This is a genomic window from Lysinibacillus sp. A1, from assembly GCF_000801965.1.
Lineage (GTDB): Bacteria > Bacillota > Bacilli > Bacillales_A > Planococcaceae > Lysinibacillus > Lysinibacillus fusiformis.
In genome coordinates this window covers 98,921-124,153 of sequence record NZ_JSZM01000004.1, presented here as the reverse complement: position 1 = coordinate 124,153, position 25,233 = coordinate 98,921, and the positions used below count along the sequence as shown (strand labels likewise).

26 protein-coding genes and 2 other annotated features are annotated in these 25,233 nt (G+C 37.4%); of the genes, 8 read left to right on the top strand and 18 right to left on the bottom strand.

Going from position 1 to position 25,233, the window contains the following annotated elements; all coding sequences use genetic code 11:
- Window positions 1-144 precede the first annotated feature (144 nt).
- Window positions 145-1,311 (bottom strand): NO-inducible flavohemoprotein, encoded by a 1,167-nt coding sequence (gene hmpA / locus PI85_RS02605; protein WP_036121267.1) that lies wholly within the window; start codon window positions 1,309-1,311, stop codon window positions 145-147.
- Window positions 1,312-1,501: 190 nt separating this feature from the next.
- Here hmpA and PI85_RS02600 point away from each other — a divergent pair, with 190 nt between their 5' ends.
- Window positions 1,502-1,939 carry an Rrf2 family transcriptional regulator gene (locus PI85_RS02600; protein WP_025113674.1) on the top strand — a complete coding sequence of 146 codons (438 nt, stop codon included), beginning with the start codon at window positions 1,502-1,504 and terminating at the stop codon, window positions 1,937-1,939.
- A gap of 50 nt (window positions 1,940-1,989) precedes the next feature.
- On the opposite strand, the gene PI85_RS02595 is transcribed toward PI85_RS02600, so the two are convergent.
- The 5 genes from PI85_RS02595 to PI85_RS02575 all read right to left on the bottom strand — a co-directional run bounded on the left by PI85_RS02595 (window position 1,990) and on the right by PI85_RS02575 (window position 5,156).
- On the bottom strand, window positions 1,990-2,973 hold the full coding sequence (locus tag PI85_RS02595) for a GNAT family N-acetyltransferase (protein WP_036121273.1): 984 nt from the start codon (window positions 2,971-2,973) through the stop codon (window positions 1,990-1,992).
- Window positions 2,974-3,017: 44 nt separating this feature from the next.
- Complete coding sequence (locus PI85_RS02590) at window positions 3,018-3,395, bottom strand: VOC family protein (protein WP_036121276.1); 378 nt, start codon at window positions 3,393-3,395, stop codon at window positions 3,018-3,020.
- Window positions 3,392-3,829 (bottom strand): DUF1801 domain-containing protein, encoded by a 438-nt coding sequence (locus PI85_RS02585; RefSeq protein ID WP_036121279.1) that lies wholly within the window; start codon window positions 3,827-3,829, stop codon window positions 3,392-3,394. Before PI85_RS02585 ends, PI85_RS02590 begins: the two co-directional genes overlap by 4 nt.
- A gap of 33 nt (window positions 3,830-3,862) precedes the next feature.
- On the bottom strand, window positions 3,863-4,516 hold the full coding sequence (locus PI85_RS02580) for a YdeI/OmpD-associated family protein (protein ID WP_052323433.1): 654 nt from the start codon (window positions 4,514-4,516) through the stop codon (window positions 3,863-3,865).
- A gap of 145 nt (window positions 4,517-4,661) precedes the next feature.
- Window positions 4,662-5,156 carry a DUF1648 domain-containing protein gene (locus PI85_RS02575; protein ID WP_036121282.1) on the bottom strand — a complete coding sequence of 165 codons (495 nt, stop codon included), beginning with the start codon at window positions 5,154-5,156 and terminating at the stop codon, window positions 4,662-4,664.
- A gap of 311 nt (window positions 5,157-5,467) precedes the next feature.
- Here PI85_RS02575 and PI85_RS02570 point away from each other — a divergent pair, with 311 nt between their 5' ends.
- Entirely contained in the window at window positions 5,468-7,162 is a 1,695-nt protein-coding gene (locus PI85_RS02570) for a methyl-accepting chemotaxis protein (protein WP_036147988.1), read from the top strand.
- 65 nt (window positions 7,163-7,227) lie between these two features.
- Here the strand turns inward: PI85_RS02570 and PI85_RS02565 are convergent, their stop codons facing one another.
- Window positions 7,228-7,977, bottom strand: coding sequence for an HAD-IIB family hydrolase (locus PI85_RS02565; protein WP_036121288.1), 750 nt, complete (start codon window positions 7,975-7,977; stop codon window positions 7,228-7,230).
- A 197-nt stretch (window positions 7,978-8,174) separates the two neighbouring features.
- Window positions 8,175-8,413: a binding site (T-box leader), on the top strand.
- A gap of 92 nt (window positions 8,414-8,505) precedes the next feature.
- Here PI85_RS02565 and PI85_RS02560 point away from each other — a divergent pair.
- Complete coding sequence (locus tag PI85_RS02560; RefSeq protein ID WP_036121291.1) at window positions 8,506-10,077, top strand: 2-isopropylmalate synthase; 1,572 nt, start codon at window positions 8,506-8,508, stop codon at window positions 10,075-10,077.
- A gap of 46 nt (window positions 10,078-10,123) precedes the next feature.
- Here PI85_RS02560 and metG read toward each other — a convergent pair whose 3' ends face one another.
- The 4 genes from metG to rsgA form a co-directional block, all read right to left on the bottom strand.
- A complete protein-coding gene (gene metG / locus PI85_RS02555; RefSeq protein ID WP_036121293.1) occupies window positions 10,124-11,758 on the bottom strand; it encodes a methionine--tRNA ligase in 1,635 nt (544 codons plus the stop codon).
- A gap of 56 nt (window positions 11,759-11,814) precedes the next feature.
- Window positions 11,815-12,073: a binding site (T-box leader), on the bottom strand.
- A 99-nt stretch (window positions 12,074-12,172) separates the two neighbouring features.
- A complete protein-coding gene (locus tag PI85_RS02550) occupies window positions 12,173-12,826 on the bottom strand; it encodes an HAD-IA family hydrolase (RefSeq protein WP_036121295.1) in 654 nt (217 codons plus the stop codon).
- Between the two features lie 15 nt (window positions 12,827-12,841).
- The gene (gene fosM / locus PI85_RS02545) at window positions 12,842-13,267 is read right to left on the bottom strand and encodes a FosM family fosfomycin resistance protein (protein ID WP_036121297.1); all 426 of its coding nucleotides are present in this window, start codon (window positions 13,265-13,267) and stop codon (window positions 12,842-12,844) included.
- Between the two features lie 19 nt (window positions 13,268-13,286).
- The gene (gene rsgA, locus PI85_RS02540) at window positions 13,287-14,357 is read right to left on the bottom strand and encodes a ribosome small subunit-dependent GTPase A (RefSeq protein WP_036121300.1); all 1,071 of its coding nucleotides are present in this window, start codon (window positions 14,355-14,357) and stop codon (window positions 13,287-13,289) included.
- A gap of 396 nt (window positions 14,358-14,753) precedes the next feature.
- Between rsgA and PI85_RS02535 the strand changes: the two genes are divergently transcribed.
- Window positions 14,754-15,836, top strand: coding sequence for a type III polyketide synthase (locus PI85_RS02535; RefSeq protein WP_036121303.1), 1,083 nt, complete (start codon window positions 14,754-14,756; stop codon window positions 15,834-15,836).
- Window position 15,837: 1 nt separating this feature from the next.
- Window positions 15,838-16,380, top strand: coding sequence for an isoprenylcysteine carboxyl methyltransferase family protein (locus PI85_RS02530; protein WP_036121306.1), 543 nt, complete (start codon window positions 15,838-15,840; stop codon window positions 16,378-16,380).
- A gap of 18 nt (window positions 16,381-16,398) precedes the next feature.
- On the opposite strand, the gene PI85_RS02525 is transcribed toward PI85_RS02530, so the two are convergent.
- Window positions 16,399-17,592 (bottom strand): GTP-binding protein, encoded by a 1,194-nt coding sequence (locus PI85_RS02525; RefSeq protein WP_191967634.1) that lies wholly within the window; start codon window positions 17,590-17,592, stop codon window positions 16,399-16,401.
- Between the two features lie 172 nt (window positions 17,593-17,764).
- On the opposite strand from PI85_RS02525, the gene rpmG reads away from it, so the two are divergent.
- Window positions 17,765-17,914, top strand: coding sequence for a 50S ribosomal protein L33 (gene rpmG, locus PI85_RS02520; protein WP_008175287.1), 150 nt, complete (start codon window positions 17,765-17,767; stop codon window positions 17,912-17,914).
- Window positions 17,915-18,027: 113 nt separating this feature from the next.
- Here the strand turns inward: rpmG and PI85_RS02515 are convergent, their stop codons facing one another.
- The 4 genes from PI85_RS02515 to PI85_RS02500 all read right to left on the bottom strand — a co-directional run bounded on the left by PI85_RS02515 (window position 18,028) and on the right by PI85_RS02500 (window position 20,345).
- The gene (locus PI85_RS02515; protein WP_036121311.1) at window positions 18,028-18,747 is read right to left on the bottom strand and encodes a hypothetical protein; all 720 of its coding nucleotides are present in this window, start codon (window positions 18,745-18,747) and stop codon (window positions 18,028-18,030) included.
- Window positions 18,748-18,758: 11 nt separating this feature from the next.
- Complete coding sequence (locus PI85_RS02510) at window positions 18,759-19,043, bottom strand: hypothetical protein (RefSeq protein ID WP_036121314.1); 285 nt, start codon at window positions 19,041-19,043, stop codon at window positions 18,759-18,761.
- Complete coding sequence (locus PI85_RS02505; RefSeq protein ID WP_036121317.1) at window positions 19,033-19,608, bottom strand: hypothetical protein; 576 nt, start codon at window positions 19,606-19,608, stop codon at window positions 19,033-19,035. The genes PI85_RS02510 and PI85_RS02505 overlap by 11 nt, the downstream gene beginning before the upstream one ends.
- Before the next feature lie 86 nt (window positions 19,609-19,694).
- On the bottom strand, window positions 19,695-20,345 hold the full coding sequence (locus tag PI85_RS02500) for a hypothetical protein (RefSeq protein ID WP_025113655.1): 651 nt from the start codon (window positions 20,343-20,345) through the stop codon (window positions 19,695-19,697).
- Between the two features lie 235 nt (window positions 20,346-20,580).
- Here PI85_RS02500 and PI85_RS02495 point away from each other — a divergent pair, with 235 nt between their 5' ends.
- Window positions 20,581-21,765 carry a hypothetical protein gene (locus PI85_RS02495; protein ID WP_036121322.1) on the top strand — a complete coding sequence of 395 codons (1,185 nt, stop codon included), beginning with the start codon at window positions 20,581-20,583 and terminating at the stop codon, window positions 21,763-21,765.
- Between the two features lie 172 nt (window positions 21,766-21,937).
- Complete coding sequence (locus PI85_RS02490; protein ID WP_036121323.1) at window positions 21,938-22,561, top strand: exosporium glycoprotein BclB-related protein; 624 nt, start codon at window positions 21,938-21,940, stop codon at window positions 22,559-22,561.
- Between the two features lie 88 nt (window positions 22,562-22,649).
- Here PI85_RS02490 and PI85_RS02485 read toward each other — a convergent pair whose 3' ends face one another.
- Window positions 22,650-23,183, bottom strand: coding sequence for a YfiT family bacillithiol transferase (locus PI85_RS02485; RefSeq protein WP_036127414.1), 534 nt, complete (start codon window positions 23,181-23,183; stop codon window positions 22,650-22,652).
- A gap of 389 nt (window positions 23,184-23,572) precedes the next feature.
- Window positions 23,573-25,141 carry a BCCT family transporter gene (locus PI85_RS02480; RefSeq protein WP_036121325.1) on the bottom strand — a complete coding sequence of 523 codons (1,569 nt, stop codon included), beginning with the start codon at window positions 25,139-25,141 and terminating at the stop codon, window positions 23,573-23,575.
- Window positions 25,142-25,233 lie beyond the last annotated feature (92 nt).

Genomic DNA, 25,233 nt, shown 5'->3' with positions numbered 1-25,233 from the left:
TGCTTACGTGATTCATATTATACCCCAATAGGTATATTGTCAACATGAAAGCTTCAACTCTTTTTCTTGAGAGTCTTTATCTATATTGTCTTATACAAAAAAACCTGCTATGAGCTGTAACTCATAACAGGTATTTCTACGATTTTATTTTGCTAATTGCATGGCTGGTCCGAAGAATTCATAATGAATTTTCTCGTCTTTCACGCCAATTTCTTGTAAATTTTTAATAACGGCTTCCATAAAGCCTACAGGTCCACATACATAAACATCAGCGTTATCAGCTACTCTTTCTGCTAATAATTCTTTTGTAATTTGCTTGTCTTCATCAGAATATAGAGCCGTATACGATGCATTAGGTAACGCATTTACTTTTCCTTGAATATCATCGCTAAACGCTACAACTTTTTCATTGCGTGCGCACTGAATAAAGTTAACTTTATTCGTTGCATCTTCTTTTAGAGATTGTAGCATACTGTTTAATGGTGTTACACCTATACCACCACTAACAAATGTAATAGGAGCAGTCGTTTCTTCTAAAACGAATAATCCTGCTGGCACACTTACGTCTACTAAATCTCCAACTTGTAAGTCATCATGAATAAAGTTTGACACTTTACCGTTTGGCGTATGATCACTTTCACGTTTCACTGAAATGCGGTAACCATCTTCTGCGCTTGCTTGTGAAAGTGTATATTGACGATTCATTAAATACTCTTCTCCAGGAACTTTCACGCGAATACTAATGTATTGTCCTGGCTCGTAAGCTGGTAATGAGGAGCCATCTTCATTAACAAAATAAACAGATGTAACTAAGTCGCTTTCTACCACTTTTTTCGCCACTTTTAATGGTCTAAATAGACGCCATCCACCATTATTTTCAGCTTTTTGGTATAACTCTTCTTCTACTTGAATGAAAATATCTGCAATAACGCCATATGCCTCAGCCCATGCATTAATAATATCGTCTGTCGCAGCGTCGCCAAGTACTTCCTTAATCGCTTTTAGTAAGTTTTCACCAACAATTGGATAATGCTCAGGTAAAATACCTAAACTACGATGTTTATGCGCAATAAGCATGACCGCTGGTAAAATAGCTTCTAAATTTTCAATATGAACTGCCGCAGCATAAACTGTGTTTGCTAATGCTGTTTGCTGACGACCTTTTTCTTGGTTAGTGTGGTTAAAAATATTCAATAATTCCGGATGAGCTTGAAACATATTTTTGTAAAACGTCTTTGTAATCTCTACACCATGAACTTCTAATACAGGGACTGTTGCCTTAATAATTTGAATAGTTTCTTGTTTTAACATATCGCTTACCATCCTTTCGTGATTACAATATAACGCTTTCATTTTCTTAAAGCAATATGTAAAATACATCTTTAACAAAATGGACATAATTAATGTATTTTAAATACATCTTTAAAAGTGGTTTCAAAATATTATACTTCATTGTAAAAATGCTATAATTACTTTGAATTATAGAAAGTAGGGTGTTCTTATGCGCTTAACTTTATACACAGACTATTCTCTTCGTACACTTATTTACTTAGGTGCGAAAGAGGATGGCCAATTATCAACTATTCAAGAGATTTCAGAGGCTTATAATATATCGAAAAACCATTTAATGAAAGTGACGCACCAACTTGGATTGTTAGGCTATATCGAAACAATTCGCGGAAGAGGTGGCGGTATTCGCTTAGCCATCGATCCAAAAACTATCACCATTGGTGAGATTGTTCGTCATACAGAAGAGGATTTTCATTTAGTAGAATGTTTCGATAAAGAGAATAATTTATGTAAAATAGCTCCGGAATGTCAGCTAAAAGGTGTCCTATATGAAGCTTTACAGGCCTACCTAACTGTACTAGATCGCTACACATTAGATGACTTCTTACATTCAAAGGAGAAATTAATGGCCCTCTTGTTAGGTAAATAAAAATACCCGCTCAACGTTTGTTGGACGGGTATTTCTTTATGAAAAAACATCTACAACAATTGCTTAGTAAAGAAAATCATATCTAATGCACGAATGCCGTTTTCATATATTGGCTCTGGATAGTCGCGAAAGAAATCCTTTTCAATGGTCTCCATGCGAAAACCTGCCTTTTGATAAAAGGCTATATTATCAATACTTGAATTTGCTGTTCCAACTAAAAGCGTTTGATAGCCTTCCTTCTCGCAAATTGCCGTAAGCTGTTGCAATACCTCTTTACCAAGCCCTTTCCCCTGGAATTTTGGCACAATCGCAATATTTTTTAATTCAATGGTTGTTTGAGATTGAGGGATTAATAATGCCACCCCCGCAAGCTGTTCTCCACACTTCACTTCAAATAAGGTACCCTCATCGAGGTATTTTCGAATAGCCTCTTCACTCTCATCTGCCAGTAAAAGCTGTGGTAAAAAGGGCTCTCGACTACCATTTACTTTTTTTAGAGCTGTTCGATATCGTACAAAATCCTCACGTTCAAAAACATTTAATACACATGGTTGTTTCTCTTTCGCTTCTAACCATGAATGCTCTTCTGGATAATCTCCTTCCACCCCTAGTTGAATAAAGCTCAGCTTTTCCTGTGCCTTTTGTGAACGTATATTCACCTTCCTTGCTCCAGCAAAAACTCGCTTTAATCCAAGCTCAAAAAAGGCGATATCTAAAATAGCTGTTTTAGCCTCAAGATTATAACCTTTTCCCCAAAATGGATGCCCGAGCCACGAACCGATATGACAACTGTTTTTATGTTGGTCTATAAACATCAATGCTGTCACACCGATTAGCTGTCCCTCCTCATTTAAAACAACACGAGGAACGGTCTTCCCTTCTTCTTCATCGATGCATTCACGTTTGATAAAATGAATAGTATCTTCTACTTTACCAACAGGTAGCCCTAGTGCATCTCGAACCTGTGGCATAGAAGACAACTCATGCATGGCCTCAGCATATTTGATATCATGTTTCACTAAAGTTACCGTCATCTTCTATTCCCCTTTTACTAACATTCTATTGTCGTATTCTATTCTCAACTATACGTTAGTTGCCAGGAGACGCCAAAGCGATCCTGAATCCACGCAAATTTCTTTGAAAACCCATAATGATCAAGTGGCATTAACGCCTGCCCACTTTCCACTATTTGATTTACTAAATTCTTTATTTCTTCCTCAGATTCACATTCTAGAAAGATAGACGTTGATGGCGTAAACGAAAAGCTATGTTGAATAACACTATCATTCACCATTAGTTTTAACCCATTTAATTGTAGGGTGGCCATCGCTACCTGCTTAGAATTTTCCATATATTCTATCTGTATAACTTCTAAATCTGTAAACCATTGCTGATATTGTTCAATTGCTTCATGCGCTTGTCCTTGAAACATTAAGAAAGTTGTCGCGCTTTTCATCTATTTTTCGCTCCCTCATAATGTGAAATCCACTCTGCTGGTGTCATTTTTGCAACAAGTTCACTAATTAAATCAAAGGGAATATGCTTCGTACTTGTAAAACGTATACAACTTTTCCCCATATTTAATTTTGTTGGTACTCGCCTCGCATATTCCTCCTGAAACCAAGAAAGTAATGCTTGGTCTGCATATATACCCATATGGTAGAGCGCAATATGACGTTTTTGCGCTGCAAGACTAATAAAAGGTAATGGCATATTTGGCGTCACATGATAGCCACTTGGATATATTTCTAATGGCACTACATAGCTAACCATGTCATATTGCATAGTTTGTTCAAAACCCACTGGCAAATTAGCTTCTAAAACATCTACAAGCTTACTAAAGGCATCTCGCCATTTTTCCTCTACTTGCTCCATATATATGCTCTTCATACCTAGCCTCACTTTGTCGTTATTTTCCCTACTTCACTTATTAATTTGTGCCTTGCGATACAATTCCTTTGTTTTATAACCTAGTCGAATAATTTGACGCATCTCTTGTAAACGCGCTTCTTGTGTTTCTAACTTTTTTACACTATAGATATAACGTGCCCAATCCCTTTGATATCCCGGAGTGAGTCCATCATAAAAGACTAAGTCATCCTGATTTTCGGAGAGTAAGTCCCGTAATGGAGGGATCATATTCTCATAGTCACTCACACATTGACTATTGGCTGTTTTTTTCTTACCTCTTCCTTTACCATCTCTCTTAATACTTAAGATTGAAAATGTTTCATCTAATGACATCAAGCTAGAAAACTTTAAATCACTACCATCAATATACTTTTCCTCGTCCACATGGATCGCTGGAAAAATCTCATCTCGATGAATAAACTGTTCATATTTTTTATTACCCTTTTTAGGATAAACAAAAAATAAATAGCCCTGCTCCACTAGACTATTATCTTTTAACACTTTTTGTAAATACGTTACCATGGCATCTATGGAAAACGCAAAAGAAATAATGCGGTCATACGGTGCCTCTCCACAATGAAACACTCCATCTAATGTCGAATCAAGTGGCTGGTTATGGATGGCAATGGATACATCATCCTCTAGTTTTAATTTCTTTTGCATCATTTAAACACCTCTTCTCCCACTCATTTTTAGCCACTAAAAAATGGCTCATACATTTGAATCTTAGTTTTGATAGTATACTGAATAAATGAGAGCTTGGGAACAAAAATAAACGCTTGAACATATCTCAAGCGTTTACGGTTCAGCTTTATTTTATTTTGCGAGTAACGATTATGCCTTTAATAATCGGAATAAAGATCCCGATTATGACAATTGGCAAGAACCACCATCCTATGGAGGCGGTCTCTCCTAGCGCAATGCGGACCATCTGGAATGATATACATGCGAATAAAATAAGACAGAAATTTTTTACTGCGTTTAACATTTTTCTGCTGTTTAAATAAAATGCTTCTACATTCTGTTCATTCAAACGTGCTGGAAAGTTATGCATATGTGGGGCTTTCTCTAAAAGATTCATTATTATCCATAGAAACACACCTATAAATGGAAGAATAATGAGCTCAATTTTTGAACCCCATCGATCAACCTCACCCATACCATTAAAATGAACAGGAATTTCTTCAGGCAATTTCCCCCACATCACTGCAATATAAAAGATAGATAATAGGAATATGATAACGCCAATATAATTCCAAACCTTTTCAGACCTCGTTTTAGGGATTTTTAAAATGGGTCTATACACTTCATACCACCTCAGTTCATCTTCTTACGTAATTTACGCTTCGACTACTCTATAAGTTTCAAAATTTATGAATATTGGCTTAATATTTAGTCACTACCATTAACTATCGCTTTATTCCTAGCATATTTTAGCAGTAAAAATCCTTTTTTTATCACTTCATTCACGAGTTTCTGCCACCTTTAAACTATTTAGTACAGTAAAAATACTCATAATACTTTGTAAAATTCATATTTTCTGATATAAATGATATATATACATATTTCATTAATTTGTAACATTTCTACTAAATACTGAGAAAGGAAATTTCATCTATGCGATTTACTATCTACAAGAAATTATTACTCGGTTTTTTTATAGTTATTTTAGTTCTAGTTGCTACTATCGGCCTAAATATAAAGCAGCTTGATTCTGTGAACAAAACTTATCGTACATTATTGGAGGAGCAAACAACTAAATCTATCGCTATTCAAGAATTACGCGTTATTGCCAAACAAGAGATAGTTAGTTTACGTGGCTATTTACTACTTGGAGATAAACAAAATCTTCAAAGCAATCAAGACTCTCGAACAGAATTTAAACAAAAATCTGAAGAGCTAATGTCATCTTTGACGACGGAAAAATCCATCCAATTTCTAGAGGCTATTAATAAAAGTGAGCAAAATGTTCAACAGTTTGCGGACCGTATGTTCGAGTTAAAGGCTTCAGGTGAAACGGAAAAGTACGAAAAGCTTGATAGTACACAAGGGCGTCTAATTATTAAACAATTTGACGAACGTGTTGAAAACCTTTCCGATTATCAAAATGAGTATATTGAAGGAAAAATTGCCGCTACATCTAAACAAATTCAAGATATTAAGTTCCAAATGATACTGCTTGGGGTGTTTGCTGTTGTCATAAGTCTGATAATTGCAATGGTTGTTGGTAGTCTAATGTCTCGTCCAATTAACGGCATGGCTAAAGCAGCTAAAAAAATAGCAGAAGGTGACTTAACGGCTGAACAGATTCGTATCAAGAATCGTGATGAAGTGGGTGATTTAGCCCAAGCATTTAATCAAATGGCCGTTAATTTAAAAGATTTAATTACAAATGTACGTCACAACACTGTACAAGTTAGTGGCTCTGCTGCTGAATTAACAGCAAGTGCTGAGCAAACCATCCAAGCGACAGAGCAGATCACTTCTTCGATTCAGGAAGTGGCTAGTGGCTCTGAGGCTCAAGGTAAAAATGCTACAGAAAGCTCCGAAGCGATGAAGAATATGACAAAGGGCATACAGCAATTAGCATCTACTACGGCGGCAGTTTCTGAACTAGCAATGGAAACGAATTCAGAGGCTCAAAAGGGCAATGAATCATTACATCGAGTGATCTCGCAAATGACTACCATTAATACTGCTGTATTAGAATCTGCAAGCGTTGTGAAAAATTTAGACGGGCATTCTATAGAAATTGGTAACATTATTGGCATTATTACAGATATTGCAGAGCAGACAAATTTACTAGCGCTCAATGCCGCTATCGAGGCTGCTCGTGCAGGTGATCATGGGCGAGGCTTTGCTGTCGTGGCAGACGAGGTGAAAAAGTTAGCAGAGCAATCCAAAAAATCAGCAGAGCAAATTGCTACGTTGATTGCAGAAATTCAACAGGATACAAACCGTGCTGTGACGGTGATGGATACCGGTACACAAGAAGTACAAATTGGTATGCAGGTTGTACAGGTAGCTGAAGAAGGCTTCTCTAAAATTATGGAGCTTATTGAACAAGTGTCCATGCAAATTCAAGAAGCTACAACAGTTTCAGAAGAAATGTCATCCAGTGCAGAACAAATTTATGCTTCCTTCGATGAAATAGCAACAATCGCTCAAATGTCTTCTAGTAATTTGCAAAATGTCGCTTCTGCCTCTGAGGAGCAGTTAGCAACAATCGAGGAAGTCGCTGCTTCCGCGGCAACACTTTCAAATATGGCTGAGGAGCTTCAAACAGAAGTCTCTCGCTTTAAATTAGAATAAAGAAAACTGCTCGGATTCCCTCTAGGAAACGAGCAGTTTTTTTCTTTATATGTATAGGCCTTTACTCACTTATATTTATCGCTTAAATGATAAAGCATTTCTATAATGGCTGCTTCCTCACTAGGAACTTGCAAAGTAGCCATCTCACCAACCTGATGATTCCCTACACAAACACTTTCCTTTGCCTTCAAAAACATCGAGGCATCATTCGCATCATTTCCAAATGCTATATACTCCCCCTCGATGACACCTAATTTAGTTAAGCCATCCCACTTATCAATTCCATTAGGGCTTATATCTATAATATTTTCTGATGCATGTTCATAGAGAGTAACAGCAAGCTGTTGTAGCTCAAATAACAATGTGTCTCTATTCTCCCCCGGAAATAAAACAACTTTTACAATATCATGAAGATCTTGCAACGCTACTTTTTTAGCTATTTTTAGCGGATCTAGATTTTGATAAATGGGATGAGCTTCACTGCCTGTATACGCATAATCCCATCGGCTATCTACGAGATACGGTAATTGAAATGCTGTAATAATCTGCCGAAGTTCCCCTACTACCTCCGTCTCAAATGCTGTAACCTCCTCCGTTACTCCATTACAAGCGACGAATGCTCCGTTTCCGCCCACCATTGGATATTCTCGCATCATCTCAGGCAATACCGGTAATAGATCACGGATTGGTCTAGCGGAGGCAAAAATAACTTCATGCCCACTTTGTCTACATGCCTCTAGCGCATTGATAATACCCACACTTAAAGGCTTCCCTTTAAAGCAAATTGTACCGTCTAAATCAAAGACAAATTTCATAGTTTTTCCTACCTCTCCTACGTTCATTTGCAATTTTTATTATCTCACAGAAATGACTATTTTTAGTGGACGTTTATTCATTTCATAACTATCAAATACTTACTATAACAAACATTACTTTAGACATAATTTTAAAAATTTTTAGAAAATTATTGACAGGCTATTAATATCCAAGTAATATTGCTTTCAACAACACATTGCAGGCCAAGATTGGAAATAGTAAAAATGGTGATGTACTTGTAGAGAGCCGATGGTTGGTGAAAATCGGTAGACACACATTTTGAACTCGTCCATGAGCTACTCCCTGAATAGTCTAGTAAGGGATGTCGGTTTCCCCCGTTAACAGGATAGACAGTGATAGCTGTCGATAAGGGGACTTTTTCTGTATAGAGAAGGTCAATTAGAGTGGTACCGCGAGCATAAACTCGTCTCTATTTTTAAATAGAGATGGGTTTTTTTATTTTTTTATGAATCATTGGCCTACGTGTAGATTTTAAATACTGATAACTACAAGAGGAGTGTTAAAAAATGGGGAGAAAAATTTGGGTATTTGATACAACATTACGTGATGGTGAACAGGTGCCAGGTGCCAAGCTAAATTTATATGAAAAAGTAGAAATAGCACAGCAACTGAAAAAATTAGGTGTCGATATTATCGAAGCTGGATTCCCCGCTTCATCACAGGGGGATTTTGATGCTGTCAAAGCTGTAGCTGAGAAGGTCGGTACTACTAGTGATATTATGATTACAGCATTAGCACGTGCAGTAAAGGCAGATATTGATGCCGTTTATAATGCTGTGAAATACGCTGAAAATCCAATGATTCACATGGTTCTTGGGACATCCGATATACATGTGGAGAAAAAATTCAGTAAATCCAAAGATCAAATTCTGCAAATTGGTGTAGATGCTGTAAAGTATGCAAAAACTCTATTGCCACAAGTTCAATATTCTACTGAGGATGCGTCTCGTTCAGACTTTGAGTATCTTTGGAAAACGATTGAAGCTGTTATGCGAGCTGGTGCTACTATGATTAACGTTCCTGATACAGTCGGCTTTGCAGAACCAGAAGAGTTCGGTGAAATGATCTTTAAATTAAACAACCGTATGAAAAATTTAGACGATAGCGTTCTTCTTAGCGTTCATTGCCACAATGACCTTGGAATGGCAACAGCTAATACGCTTGCAGCGATAAAAAATGGTGCCGATAAAGTAGAATGTACAATTAATGGTATCGGTGAACGCGCAGGTAATGCGGCACTAGAAGAAGTCGTTATGGCACTAAAAACGCGTAGCTCTGTCTACAATGCTGATACACGAATTAACACAAAAGAAATTATGAATACATCACGACTTGTTTCTAGCTTTATGGGCTTAGATGTTCAAGTAAATAAAGCTATTACGGGAGATAATGCATTCGCCCATTCATCAGGTATCCATCAGGACGGATTACTAAAATCTCGTGATGCCTATGAAATTGTGCATCCTGAAGACGTTGGTCTTGATGATATGGAGCTAGTACTAACAGCGCGTTCTGGTCGACATGCCGTAAAAAATGCTCTTGAAAAATTAGGGTTTTCAAATCTTTCTACAGATGAATTCGAGGGAATCTTTGAAGGCTTCTTAAAGCTAGCGGATGCCAAAAAGGAAGTATACGATCATGATTTATACGTAATCGTTGAAAGCTATTATGAAAAACATGATGCTTCTCACAAGAATGCAACTCATTATAGCGACCAATTCTTTGATATTGAAGATCTACAAGTCGTCAGCAATACAAGCTTCCCTTCTGCGAGCGTTAAAGTACGCAAAGGTAATGAAGTATTGAAGGCCAGCGCAGTTGGCTCAGGTCCAATTGATGCTCTCTATTCAGCCATTGCAGAAGTTACAAGCATGGATGTAAAACTAGTGGAATATAATATCAATAGTGTTTCGCACGGCAAAGAGGCGCTAGGAAAGGTAAAAATCACGATTGAGCATGAAGGTGAAAAGTATATGGCAAAAGCTGCAGATACTGACATTCTAAAAGCCAGTGCCCTAGCCTATATTAATGCCATCAATAGCATTGTAGTGGCCAAATTAACACCTGTCATGAATTAAAACAAGAGAAGCAGTATGGCCTATTAGCCATACTGCTTTTTCACTGCTAGCGACTATCTCTTACTAACTTTTCATATTCTTCTTCTATTAGTTCGATATCCAGTCGTTCAAACAAAGGTGTTACTTCTTTTATGGTTTCAGGTAATTCCACTTGCTCATGCCACATCATTTCATCTATACCTAGCATATTCCTTACTTTCTCTGCTGAAAACGGTAGGAATGGATGTAGTAATTGTCCGAGATTGGCAATGATATAGACGCAGGTTGCGAGTGTGCGATTGCCCGCCTCCACATTTTCTTTTACTTGTACCCATGGCTGTTGTTCGTCGAAATAACGATTAGCGCCACGAATATACTCAAAAATGGACTCTAATGCTTGCTTGAAATGACCACCTTCAATAAGAATACCCACTTCGTTAAATAGCTGAATAGTTTGTTTGCGAATAATACTATCCACTTCCGCCTGAGGTACTTGATTAGCAAAGGATTTCTCTATAAATTTCAATGTTCGATTCACAAAATTACCATAGGCACCAAGTAATTCACCATTATGGCTGTAAATAAATTCTCGCCATGAAAAATCAGTATCGCGATTTTCCGGTGCATTAGTCGTTAAGAAATAGCGAATAGAGTCCGCATCATAACGACTTAAAATATAAGGAACCCATACGGCCCAATTTTGACTCGTTGATAATTTGCGTTTTTCTAATGTTAAATATTCATTGGATACGATATGTGTCGGCAAAGCTTTCGCACCTAGCCCCATCAAAATAGCTGGCCAAATAACTGTGTGAAATGGGATATTATCCTTTCCATGGACATAATACGAAATGGTTTCTTCATTCCACAAATCTTCAATCGCTATATGATGTTGCTTCGCCCATTCTAGGCTAGCTGTTAAATAACCTGCAACTGCTTCAATCCACACATATATTTTCTTACCTTCAAAGCCAGGCACTGGAACATCTATTCCATTTGGCAAATCTCTCGTTACTGCTCGGTCAGGGACGCCCTCTGCTAAGTAGCGCTCTGTCAATCCTAATGCATTGTCCCTCCAACGTTTTTCTGCCTTTGCCTCGGATAAAAATGTCTCTAATTTCCCTTGAAATTGACTAAAGGTAAAATAAAAATGTTCTGTCTCTCGAATGACTGGCTCATTCCCACATATTTTACAGCTCTTATCGATTAAATCTAGTGGGTCTAAAATTGCTGAGCAGTTATCACATTGGTCTCCTCTCGCCTTTGCACCACAATTTGGGCATACGCCCTCTACAAATCGATCCGGTAAAAATTGCTGATCTGTCTCACAGTAAGCCTGTTCAATTTTCTTTTTATATAAAAAATTGTTGGCAAGTAGCTGTAAAAATAAGCCCTTAACGGATTCATGATGGTGCTCTGCGTCTGTTCTTGTGTATAAATCATAAGTAAATCCTAGCTCATTAAAACATGTTGTAAATTCTTCATGATAATGATTAGCAATCGTCTCGGTTGTTGTGTTTTCCTGAGCTGCACGAATAGAAATGGGTGTACCATTACAGTCACTACCCGATACGTATAATACTTGTTCACCTTTTTGACGGTAATATCTAGCCAAAATATCACCTGGTAATAATGCGGCTACATGTCCTAAATGCAAAGAGCCATTTGCATACGGCCAAGCGCCTCCAATAACAATAGTCATTCTAAATTGCTCCCCTCACATAAAAAATGGTAAAAAAAATCGCCCTAATCAAATCTGATTAGGACGAGTCTACCCGTGTTACCACCTATATTTACAAATAGCTCACACTATTTGCCTTATTCAGTACGTCTTTTTTTAATATGAGATACTGCCGCTGTTGTAACGAGTGCCCATCTCGTCGTAATCTACTTGCTATAAGCTTTCGGTACGAAGCTCAAAGGTCATTTTCAAAAGGATTCATTTACCTCATTTCCACCAACAGAGGCTCTCTACAAAATGCTATTCCTATTTACTTTTCCTTTTCAATGCTTTATCTATAGGATTGGCACTATTCTACGCTTTATTACGATGAAATGCAATAATTGTCGTTAAATTGCTCCCATTTTTTCAAAAACGCTCCTGTTAGGGGATTTATCATGATGAGCCTATCTCTATGTTTAATAACTCCGTTAAATCATCTATCACAATATGTGCCTGTTGCAATTCATGGTCCTGAGCAAAGTCAAATCGAACACCTATTGAAAGTAACTCATTATCGCGGGCAGCTTGAATATCGGATGAACGATCTCCAACTACCGCACCGTCCTGAATTCCATTGTCTTGCATTACTTTTTTTACTAAGTCTGATTTATGCCCGCTTGCAATGGATTGAATGCTGTAAGTCCCCTTTATAAATTGCTCTAATTGATAGGTTTCAACAATTGCCTGTAAATAGTCAACCTGTCCATTACTCGCTATGTATAACGGATAGCTCTTTGACAATGTGGCAAGAGTTTGCTCAGCATGTGGATAAAGCGCACCTTTACGACTACGGATTTGCTCCGTCAGCTTTATATGAAAGAGCACATTGCTCTCCTCACGTATGTCTACGGAATGCATTGGACATAAGGTCTCCCATACAACCGGTAGAGGAACGCCCATAATTTCACGGTATTTTTCAATGGGTGTTTCTCCCTGCCATAAGCCCTTTGTACGCAACACATCAAATGTAGCATCCAGCGCAGGTTCTAAAATAAGATTTGTTTGAAATAAAGTGCCATCCATATCAAAAATAAATGCTTTCGTCATAAAATCACTCCTTGATCAATGGTTAAAAAACTCCATATGTAACTTTTCTTTCATATAATAATCTAAACGATCTTGTAAAGTCCCCGTATGAAATTCAAACTTATGTCCATCAGGATCGGTAAAATAAATTGATTTTTTATCTCTTTCATCTCTTTGTCGGCCGTCTAAAATATGAACCTTCAATTGTACTAATTTATCATACATTTTATCGAATTCATCCTCCGAGATCGTGAAAGCGATATGTGTATAGGAATATTGAATATCATTACGCGGTATATTTTTTTCAACATTGAGGGCAAGCCACAGCCCATTTACATCAAAATAGGCTGTGCTGTTTCCCTTTACAAGTAACTTAGCATCGAAAACATTTTCATAAAATGCAATAGATTGCTCTAGATTAGAAACTGAAAATAGTAGATGATTTATGCTTTGTATGGTCATATGTGTATGTGTGCTCCTCTTATTTTTTTCCCTTTTTAACGCCTTTAGAAATTTGCTTCCACTTACGTTGCTCCTCGAGCTTTGCTTGCACATTTGTTTTACGTTCCATATAAGCCAATTCCCTTTGTAGCTTAAAATAGCTGTGTAAACGATTTTGATCAAGTTCACCATCAGCAATAGCTTGCTGTACTGCACAATACGGCTCTTTTTGATGGGTACAATCACGATAACGGCAAGCTTTTGCTAATTCCTCAACATCTTGAAAGCTAGATGATAAACTATCACCTTGATTCCATAATTGTAGCTCACGCATTCCCGGTGTATCGATTAAACAGCCACCAGAAGGTAACATTACTAACTCTCTGTGAGTTGTTGTATGACGTCCCTTAGCATCGTCTTCACGAATGTCTGATACCTTCATCAACATCTCCCCACATAAAGCATTCGTTAATGTAGATTTTCCTGCACCGGAGGAGCCCAATAACGCTCCAGTGACCCCTTCTGTAAAAAGGGCCTGAATTTCCGTTAAGCCTTCTCCCGAAATGGCACTCGTTACGAAAATATCTACTCCAAAAGCTACTGACTCAGCTTCTTTCACTAAGCTTGGTGCATCATCGCATAAATCTGCCTTTGTTAGAACAATAATAGGCTTTGCACCTGAATCCCAGGCAGCTACTAAATATCGTTCCAAACGGCGAATATTAAAATCAGCATTCAGGCTCATGACAAGTAACACAATATCCACATTCGATGCAACAATCTGTTCCTGGATTTCCAAACCAGCAACTTTGCGCGAAAAGACAGATTTTCGTTGGAATAATTGATGAATAATAGCTCGTTCCTCACCAGGCATTTTCTCTACCAGCACCCAATCGCCCACTGCCGGAAAGTCTTCACGAGCTAAAGATGTATAGGCATAATGACCAGCGATTGTTGCAAGCCATTCCCCTTCCTGAGCTAACACTCGATAGGAATGCTTATGCTCTAAAGTAACCCTCGCAGGCACACAATTTTTAAATTTAGACTGTTTCTTCATTTCTAATATTTGCTCTTCAAAATATTTTGTAAAACCTAATGTTGTTAAATTCAAATTAATTTCCTCCTAAAGGTACGTTTCCATGAAGCTTCTGTGCAGACTTCCGCCAGAAGCGATTATCTTGATTCAGCAAATTTGAACCACGATAAAAAACCTTGTATCTGCGCAATTCGGCAGTTACAAGGTTTCACACGCACGTTTAAAGGATATACAAATACCTCGAGCTATGCACGACGTCGCTTTGTATATTTTAGGCGTGTGAAATGAAACAAACCGAATTGCAGTTCGCTAAAAATAGATTTATTCAACATGTCACATCACCTACTTTCCATTTAGTTGTTACCAATATATATAAAATTTGGGTAATTGTCAAATAAAATATTATTAGCATGTATCTCCTTCCTCAACGCATAGAATGTACAAGACCAATAAATGCGAGGAGATGTTGAATTGCCTAAAATCATTTCTATTAGCACACATCAACCACCTTACACATTACAGCAATCAAATGCGGAGGAGCTAACAAAGGAACTTTTCTATGAAAAAATCCCAAAACTAGAGCGCTATTTAAAGGTTTTCGATAATGGTGGAATTGAAACGCGTCATTTTTGTGTTCCACCTGAGTGGCATCGTACAAATCACTCCTTTGAGGAGCGTAATGATCTATATATTGAACTAGCCACACAATACAGCGTGAACGTTATTCAGGCATGCTTACAAAATGAAGCCTTTTTATATTCACCTATTTCTCCTGAAGAAATCGACGCCATCATATTTGTAAGCAGTACGGGAATTTCAACACCTAGCATTGATGCACGTGTGATGAACAAGCTTTCTTTTTCCGATCAATTGAAACGTATTCCGCTATGGGGATTAGGCTGTGCAGGAGGAGCAGCAGGTGTTAGCAGAGCCTATGATTTTTGTAAAGCACACCCTCATGCAAAAGTGCTTGTTGTTTGTGTAGAACTATGTAGCCTCACTTTTCAGCCAAATGATTTTTCTAAAAGTAATTTAATCGGTGCTTCACTTTTTGCTGACGGTGCCGCCTGTATTCTCGTATGTGGTGATGAAATCATGATTGATACAAAAAAAACATCACCAGCAATTCTGGCAACAGGCTCTAAATGGATGCCAGATTCAGAAAATGTAATGGGATGGGACGTTAAAAATAATGGTCTTCATGTCATTTTCCAAAAAAGCATTCCGGCTATTATTACTAGTTGGCTTGGACCATATATTGAACAATTTTTACAGGAACAAGGAATTTATAGTGAACAGCTTACTCATTTCATTGCACATCCTGGAGGAAAAAAAGTATTAAAAGCCTATGAGGACACGCTTTATCTTTCTTCTCAAAAAACCGACATTTCTCGGGAAATATTACGTCAGCATGGTAATATGTCATCGCCAACCGTGTTATATGTGTTAGAACAATTTATGTTACATGAAGGACAAGTGGAGGATACAGGTTTACTCGTCGCTCTTGGCCCTGGTTTTTGTGCAGAAGCTGTATTACTAAACTGGAGGGAGTAGCATGATCTTCTATCTAATTGTAACGCTTGTCATTCTACAAAGATTGACAGAGGTTGTCATTGCTAAACGAAATGAGAAATGGATGATTGCTCAGGGAGCCTATGAGGTTGGTAACTCTCACTACCCTTATATGGTCACTATGCATATTAGTTTCTTCTTGTTTCTAATTGTTGAAGTAGTAACAAATCACAATGGTATATCGCCCTTATTCCCATTATTTTTTATTTTATTTGTAGCCGTTCAGGCATTGCGTATATGGTGTATCCGTTCTTTAGGCCCATTTTGGAATACAAAAATTCTCATTCTACCTCATGCACAAGTCGTGCGTAAAGGTCCCTATGAAATTATGCGCCATCCTAATTATGCTGTCGTTTGTTTAGAAATTCTCCTTCTACCTCTTATGTTTCAGGCATATTTCACGGCGTTTTGTTTTACACTATTAAATATTACAATGCTTTCTGTACGAATTCCGATAGAAGAAAAGGCATTACGAGATGCTACTAATTATAATCGTGTGTTTGAAAAGAAGATTTCGGAATCATAGCCGAAATCTTCTTTCTTTTTATGAATGCCATTCCCAGTTAAACGGATCTTGTAGTCGTTCCCAAGGGTTACGAAACTCTTCTTCTGTTAATAAACAGCTGTCCAACTGTTTAATAATACGCTCTCTATCTAAGTCTATACCAATAATAACAAGCTGTGTCATGCGATCTCCAAACTCGCTATCCCAATCTTCCAACACCTCCGGACTTTGTTGGAAAACATCTTCCTGCTGAGCTTTTGGTAATGCCGCTACCCAATAAGAAACAGGTTCAATTTTTGCAGATGAACCTGCCTGTGATAGCAATAATGCGATGTCTTGATGCTTTGCACTCCAAACAATCCCCTTTGCTCGCACAATTGATGGTGGCATTTGGTCACACCACTCGACAAAACGCATTGGATGGAATGGCCTTCTATTTGTATAGGTGAATGAAGATATGCCGTACTCCTCCGTCTCCGGCATATGGTTTTCATGACCAAGCTCTAATTCTTTTAACCAGCCAGCTGATTCCGAGACACGTTCGAAGTCAAAACGACCTGTATTTAAAATTTCAGCAGGATCAATTTCACCATTAACCGTTCGGATTATTTTTGCTTCTGGCTGTAGTGCGCGTAGTATGCGCTCTAACCGTTCTACTTCTTCTATTGAAACTAAGTCACATTTATTTAATACAAGGACATCACAAAATTCTATTTGATCAATAAGAAGGTCTGCAACATCCCGTCCATCTAACTCACCAATTGCTTCCTTACGCTCTAATAAACTCTCTCCTGATTGAAAATCATGCCAAAAGCGATGCGCATCTACGACTGTTACCATCGTATCCAATTGACAAAATCTCGTTAAATCTATGCCCAGCTCTTCATCTAAATAGCTAAATGTTTGTGCAACTGGAATCGGCTCACTAATACCTGTCGATTCAATCAATATATAATCAATATTGCCAAGTTTCGCAAGACGTTCGACCTCCTGTAATAAATCTTCTCGCAATGTACAACAAATACAGCCATTGGATAACTCCACAAATTTCTCTTCTGTTCGTGAGATCCCGCTGCCATTTGCAATAAGCTCAGCATCAATATTAATTTCACTCATATCATTCACAATAACAGCAACACGTAAATCCTTTTCGTTTTGCAATACATGATTCATCATCGTGGTCTTACCAGACCCTAAATATCCACTTAATACAGTCACAGGTATTTTCATTATTTTCACTCCAACCCCTTAAATCGTAATCATTACTATTTACAATTTGTAATTAAAACATATATATTTTGAAAATGCAAAGCTTTTTATCACTTTAAAAAATAAACTTGACAATTTACACCCTAAAATATATCGTTTAAATCGTAATGATTACCATTTAAAAGGAGGCATATTTATGCGCGTACAAATAACACTAGCCTGCACGGAAACTGGTGATAAAAACTATATCACGACGAAAAATAAACGTACTAATCCAGAGAGGTTGGAGCTTAAAAAGTATTCCCCTCGCTTAAAACGGGTTACTTTACATCGTGAAACAAAGTAATTTAGGCAGTAGTTAATTCATTTGAATGTTTCTTGGACCAAGCATCCTTGCCCTAAAAAAACTGTTTCAAAAGAGGAAGGCTTACCTCTTTTGAAACAGTGTTTGTATACCATCTATTTTCTATTTATTTCGAATGCGAGCTCGTTCAATTTTTGATCGAGTTCATCAAGCATTCGTAATCGAAAATCAATCTGCTCGTCTATATTTATAGACTCATTCATTTTTACTCTACTAGCATCAGATTGATTTTTATAGCCTTTTATCTCATTAGTGAGTTTTTCAATTTCTAGATTTTTCGTTTCTAATTCTTTTACTAATTGGTCATAAAGACTGTCCGCCTCTACTTTATTTCTATATGATTGTTCTATCGTCTCTACGATATGTTCCATTTTTCCACCTGTAACAATGGTAAAGTCTTTTAATCTTTTATCTAACTCCTCCATCATTGACTTATAGTTTGTTTCTTCAATAGATACATCAATGTTGTCCTTTAATAACTTATTTTCTGCTCGCAGCTTTCTTAGTTCCTTTAATAAGGACTCTATCGAAGCAATTTGTTTTTTTCTTTGGAGCTCTCGCTTTTGGATCTCTTCATCATATGCTTCCAATTCCTTATCAAAATCTCTCTTCAACTTTAATAGTTCCATCGAAAGATCCTTTCTGAGCCTTGTTAATTGTATATTCTCCCGTTCAAGACGAAGCACTAATGCATAATAATCACTATCCCTAAGCCTTTTCACTTCATTTTTATATTTGGCTAATTCGGCTCTTAAAAAAATAATCATTTGTTGGAGCTGTAGAGGATCATTGTTTTTGACAATATCGTTGTCCATCCTTGCACCTCCTAGCCTGAAAAACTTTTTAGAATTTCAATAACTTCTTCAAACTGCGCTTTACTGTCTTCTAACACCTCATCCAGTTGTTTTAACCACTTTGTTTGTAATTCTGGATGATCATGTTGTTCAAAATTTTTACTTTTTTCCCCAGAGACAAGATAGGCAATTAATTGTTGTAATGTGTTTTTTTCAAGAAAGGCAAAACTATTATCTTGTACATTACGGCGGTTAAGTTGGTCTTTCAGCAATTGTTGAATTACGCTACTAAGCTCTTGTTTTTCATTATCCACCATTATTTACCTCCTGGGTTGGACTAACGCCATTGAGATTAATTGGGTTTAACACAACCACACCATCCGTTAGCTGATCACAATATGTAAAACCCATAATAGTGCCAGAATACGATAAATTATGTGACCATTTAATTTGAAAATTGGTAAATGAAATCGTTTCATTTGGTTCGATGGTGGACTTCCCTACTGGTCTCAGCCAGTATTCCTCTTTGCTCGATTTGTCGTTAAAACGCTCCCAATTACTTTGCCCCTGCGTCTTTAAAGTCGGTGTGAAATTTTCGTGGACATACCTTCCTGAGAAATAAAACGGAGAATCCTTCGGTAATTTAATGCATAAATATGGATTGGTCACGGGTGTCTGCCCAATATTGCGAATATGGTAGGATCCTAAACAGAGACTTTCTTGCTCAGAGTCATAGGATATATTGAACGAGGATGTAAAATAACTGATAAGACTAATTTTATTTTGAACCGGTAGCTCTTCTACCAATTTTTTAATTTCCTGAACATACGTGTTTGTCTGTTCTTTCACCGCTTGTATCTTGTCTTCTATCCGTGTTATCACTAAATGCCCCCTTATTCTTGTTCATAAAAAAAAAGAGAGGATAACCCTCTCTTCATGATATGACTTTCCTCTATTTGTTAGCACTACTAACCAACAGTTGGGAAAATAACTGGGCATTGTTGTGGACGAACCGCAGTTGGACATGTGAATGGCAGATCTGCTCTTGGCTCGCAGAAAGTTGCTAAGAATTCCACAGTAACTGGGAATGTAGATTGAATGCTTTGGCAAACAGCAACAGTAATTGTTAACGCAGAGAATGTGATTGTACCTGCTGCAGTACCTGTTCCAACAGTAAGTGATCCAGTTGTGCAAACAAAGCAATCTAAATCTGTATATAGAATTTCTACATCTGTACCCTTAGGTGCACATAATGTTACTTGCTCACAGCGTGAAACAGGAATTTCAGTGCTTGTGAACATTGTTCCATTTGGTAATGTAACTATGATCGTAAGAATGAAATTCTTTTGAATATTTAAATGTTGTAAACAAACAGTTGATCCATCGATAGAGAATTGGCGATTCTCACGGTTTAGGATCACAATTGGATTTGTAGCTGCTGGAATTACTCGACATGTAACGATAGCACCCGTTAAGTCAGTAGCTGCTGTTACGCCTGGGAATGTAATTGCTCCAGTTGGTGAAATATCAAATGACATTTCCTTTACAATCCAGTCATATACCTTATCAACATTTATACAAATCAGTTCCTGCGCCTGGGATGGCATATGTTCTTGCATCCTTTTGACACCTCCATAAGTTTTTTATCTTTCGTTTGTAGCATATGTTTTTCAGCTATAAGTGCATGGGCTAATAAATAGTTACATTGGATATTTATAAAAATCAGCGGCAATCATTTTTACAGACAGTTCTTTCTTTATAATAAGAACTAAAATGTTGAATGAACCGGTATATTTGTAACAGAACGTCAATATTTTTAATAAACTAATAATGGACTGAAAGGGGTGAACTACAATGGAAGAGTCAAAATTGTATACCACTCAAGAAATTGAAAATTTAAGGCAAAAAATTGAAACCTATAGAGAATCGTTATCTTCATTAAAAATGGGTTCGTCAATTGAAGATTTCCTTTATATGAAGCAGGAGTTTGATGGACTGAAAACACAGATGGCTCATTTAGAGGGGATTACAGAGACATTGGATACTAAACAAAATTCATATATAAAAGGGTATGATGATCAAATCAAGCTTCTATCCATACAAATTGAGTCTCTGAATCAAACCATGGAAGAAATGAATCAAGAAATTTTAGCAGTTTTAAACAAATTAGTAACTGTTGAAGGAAATGATACTACAACCATTTCTCCCTCCATTAAAGTACCTTCTCAAACTTCCGCTACTCATTTACCTAGACAACCTAGAATGACACAGACAGCAGACAAAACTACGATAACAGCACAACCATCCTATAGACTGCTACAAAATTTGGCAGGTAAAGCCACAAACCATCAACAAAATGGCAATAATAATAGCACTCCCTCTTCTCATAATGATCGACAGGCAACTAAACATGAAGAGCGGCATTTTAATCAGCAGTATTTCCAATCTATTAATACGCATCCAAGCCATATATACAATGGTTTATTCCGAAACACGACAGTTGAATCCACCTTCCATTTTAAAAATGCCACGGATGCAAAGGAAGTTCCAGTAAGTGTTTATGATCCATCGGCTGTACAACTCACTTTAAGTGAAGAAGACATCGAGAAAGATCATTCACCAACAATTATTGTTAATGAATCGAGTGCTGGAACCGAAAAATCAGATGATCCTATAGAGGTTGTGCAAACGGAAAATGAACGTAACAATCATGAGATTTCTGAAGTAACTAAAGAATCGTTGGAACCGGTTCATTCAGGGATACTTAGCGAGCCAGTTAGTCAAGACAATACAGCAATAGCTAACGAGCCTCCTAGCCAAGTCATTTCAGAAGCAGTAGCAGAACCTACTGACACACATCATACTCCTTCATTGGAAACCGAAGAGTATGTTGAAGTGTATAATTCTGAAGCCGTCTATGAGGTTCATTCGTCCCTTGAAGAAGAAAATAATCAACCTGTTCCTGTAAACACACCGATGGAGGAAGAGAATAAGAAGGGAAAAAACTCTTTTTTCGATTTCTTTAAAAGATGGAGTTAAAATTTATCACTCTATAATAAGACATCCACAATGTATTTCCTTACATAGTGGATGTCTTTATATTTCAAATAAAGCTGGCTTTAAGAAGTCATTGAATTTATAAGTGAAATAGATATTTGCCCTTAACCCCTAATCTGAAATGAATAGAATAATGAAGAAAGGGGGTGTAAAAATGTGTTTGAATAATTCAATGTGTGGTTGCTCTGGTAATGGTCATGGTAATGGGCAGTGTACAGCACTTGGGCCATTTATCGGTATTGATGCGGCGTGTATTACTCCACCAGCCGCTACAGGTTCCATTATCCCATTTTCTTCTGGAACAATTCCTGTTGTATTAGTATCTCTTGCTTCTGGGTTAGTTAGTACTGTGAGCCTTGTTGGATTTGGTACATCTGTTCCAGGTGTAGCTCTTGCTGGCGTTAATATTGATTTAACAAGTTCTCTTGCCACAGAAGCTTTTACTGTTCCACGTCCAGGAACAATTACATCTATTGCTGCAACAATTTCAGCAACAGCCGCTTTAACACTAACAGGAACAGCTACTGTTAGAGCACAAATTTACCGTGCAGTTCAAGGAAGCAATGTTTTCAGCCCTACTGCAGCATTTGTTGATTTAGCTCCAGCTTTACCATTAGCAGCATTATTAGCTGGTGCGATTGCAAGCGGTAGTGCAAACGTTTCAGTACCAGTAAGTACTGGTGATCGTTTATTAATGGTGTTCTCCATGACTACTTCAGGAGCTACTGTTCTGGTTACTCTTGCTGGTAACGCAAGTGCAGGAATTACTATTGTATAAGTGAATTATGCTAACAATTACTGTTAAATTTTTTCAAAAATCAAAAAACTGAAAATTAATTTATAGTAGGCGATTTTAATTAAATCGCCTACTTTTTAATTATAAAATTTAAGGCTAAAGCATTCTGAATATGCGTCAAATGATGTTTGCCATGCCAAGCATATATACCAATTGCCTGTTCCAATGTTGTCAGCCCTGAATCAGGATGATTAAACGCTCTTTGTAATTGTTCATCTGTTAAGCTTGTTAATAAGTAAACCCAACGTCCATGTAAGCTTTCGATTAATTGAAGAGAGGTCGCTATTGGCATTTCTGAATCTGGTAGCATTGCCCATTCAGCCTCATTGTATGGCTTAATAGTTGGTTCATCCTCTGTTAAAGCTAGCTTAAAGCGGATATAACTGTTCATATGACTATCAGCAATATGATGGATTAGCTGTGTTACAGTCCAGCCATTTTCACGATAGGATTTTGCCAATTCCTGCTCACTGGCTCCACTTAAGGCTTCTTCAAGCTGCTGTGGTAATAAACGAATATCTTTCAACCATTCTTTTACATGCTGTGATGTCACTTCTGTTGGACATTGAAACTCCCCAATTGGATATCGTAATTCGAAATCGATCAACTTGCTCTCCTCCGTTTCTATCCTCTTACTTTTCCAAAGTGTTTTAGGTCACTCTTATTTCTGAATATCATCAATCAACGTATCAAAGTATTTACCATTTGTATACAAGAAAATGGCCCATTCTCCTGGACTAGGAATTTTTACGCTTAAAGGGCTATGAGCATCCGCTCCATTTGTGGGCCCGCCAAGGCCTATACTCCATCTATCCACTAAAATTGGCTGAATAGTTTTAGTATCTCTATGGTAGCCTACTACTGGTAGCTCTGTATTTCCATATCCTTCAATCCCCTAAAGATGCCACATAAACAAATGATTTTCAACACATTTTAATGTACACACATACAAAAAACTGTATTACTCATGAAAGAATAATACAGCTTACGACTTCATTTTTTTTCTTTAGCTTTTGCTTCTTTTTCAAGATGCTTTTTGGCTATCTTCAATCGTTGAATGTCTTTTTTCTTCAGCGGAATAATCTCATCCTTCATCATTTTAATATAAGAAATCATTAACAACAGTAATATTACCGTAAATGGTAAAGCGGCAATTAACGACGCCGTTTGTAATGCATCTAGCCCACCCGTATACAATAAAACACCTGAAATAGAGGCCATCAATATACCCCAAACTAACTTCGACAGTACTGTAGGGTTTAAGGATCCCCTTGTCGTCATACTGGCCATAATGAAAGTAGCAGAATCGGCTGACGTAATTAAGAAGATAATTATAAGCAAAATCCCAATAAAAGAGGCTATCGTTGAAAGTGGCAAATGCTCTAACATTTGAAACAACGCCACTGTTACATCGTTATGAACGGTTTGTGCAATTTGAGCTTCTTGATGCAAATCGAACCACAAGGCAGTACCTCCAAAAACAGCAATCCAAAAACAAGCAATAAGAGGAGGAATGATTAATACGCCAACAATAAATTCTCGAATGGTCCTACCTTTTGATACACGAGCAATAAAAGAACCAACAAAGGGTGACCAAGCTATCGCCCACGCCCAATAAAAGATAGTCCAATCCTTTACCCATGTCCCTCCGACATACGGTTGCATCCTTAAACTATATTGAATAAAGTTTGAAATATAATCGCCTATCGCTAGTGTAAAGGTTTCCATTATAAATACTGTCGGACCTGTAATAAAAACAAATAGCAGTAACACAATCGCTAGCATCATATTGACATTACTTAAGATTTTCATTCCCTTTTGAAGGCCTGTAGTGGCAGATAACATATAGCCAATAAACATGATAAGAATAATGACTACTTGTAAGAGAAATGTATTAGGTAAACCAAAGACAAAGCTTAAGCCTCCATTTGTTTGGAGCACGCCCAAGCCAATAGAAGTAGCTACCCCCATCACTGTGGCAATAACCGCTAAAATATCAATCGTGCCCTTCACGACTCGATTTTTCCCCGTTACAGGCTCTAAGGCGGTTGAGATGAGCATATTTCTTTTTTTGTTAAATTGCACATATGCCATAACTAGTCCCAATATGGCATACACAGACCATTGGCTGATTCCCCAATGAAAGAATGAATAGCCCATTGCCAGTCGGGCTGAATCTGTCGTAAGAGGCTTTGTATCACTAAAAGGTGGTGAAAAATAATGACTCATTGGTTCAGCTACTCCCCAAAAGACTAGTCCCACGCCTAGTCCTGCAGAAAAGAGCATAGATATCCATGTGAGAAAGCTAAATTCTGGGCGACCCTCTTCTGCTCCTAATCGAATAGTGCCATATTTACTAATCGCCAAGCCAAATAGAAAAACCACGATTATAAAGACCGCCATTAAGTAAAACCAACCAAAAAAATCCGTCGTCATATGAAAGACGCTGTTCGCTACATTCTTAAACTGTTCCGGTATTATTGCCCCAATAATGACCAAAAGTAAAATGGCTCCACTAGAAATAATAAATACTGGGTTGATTAAATTTTTATTTTTTTGCATATAGCGCCTCCATTAATCCCAGACGTTTTACCAAATTTCCTTTATTATGAGTTTCATTCAAGTATTTTATAAATCAAAACTTCCTGAAAATA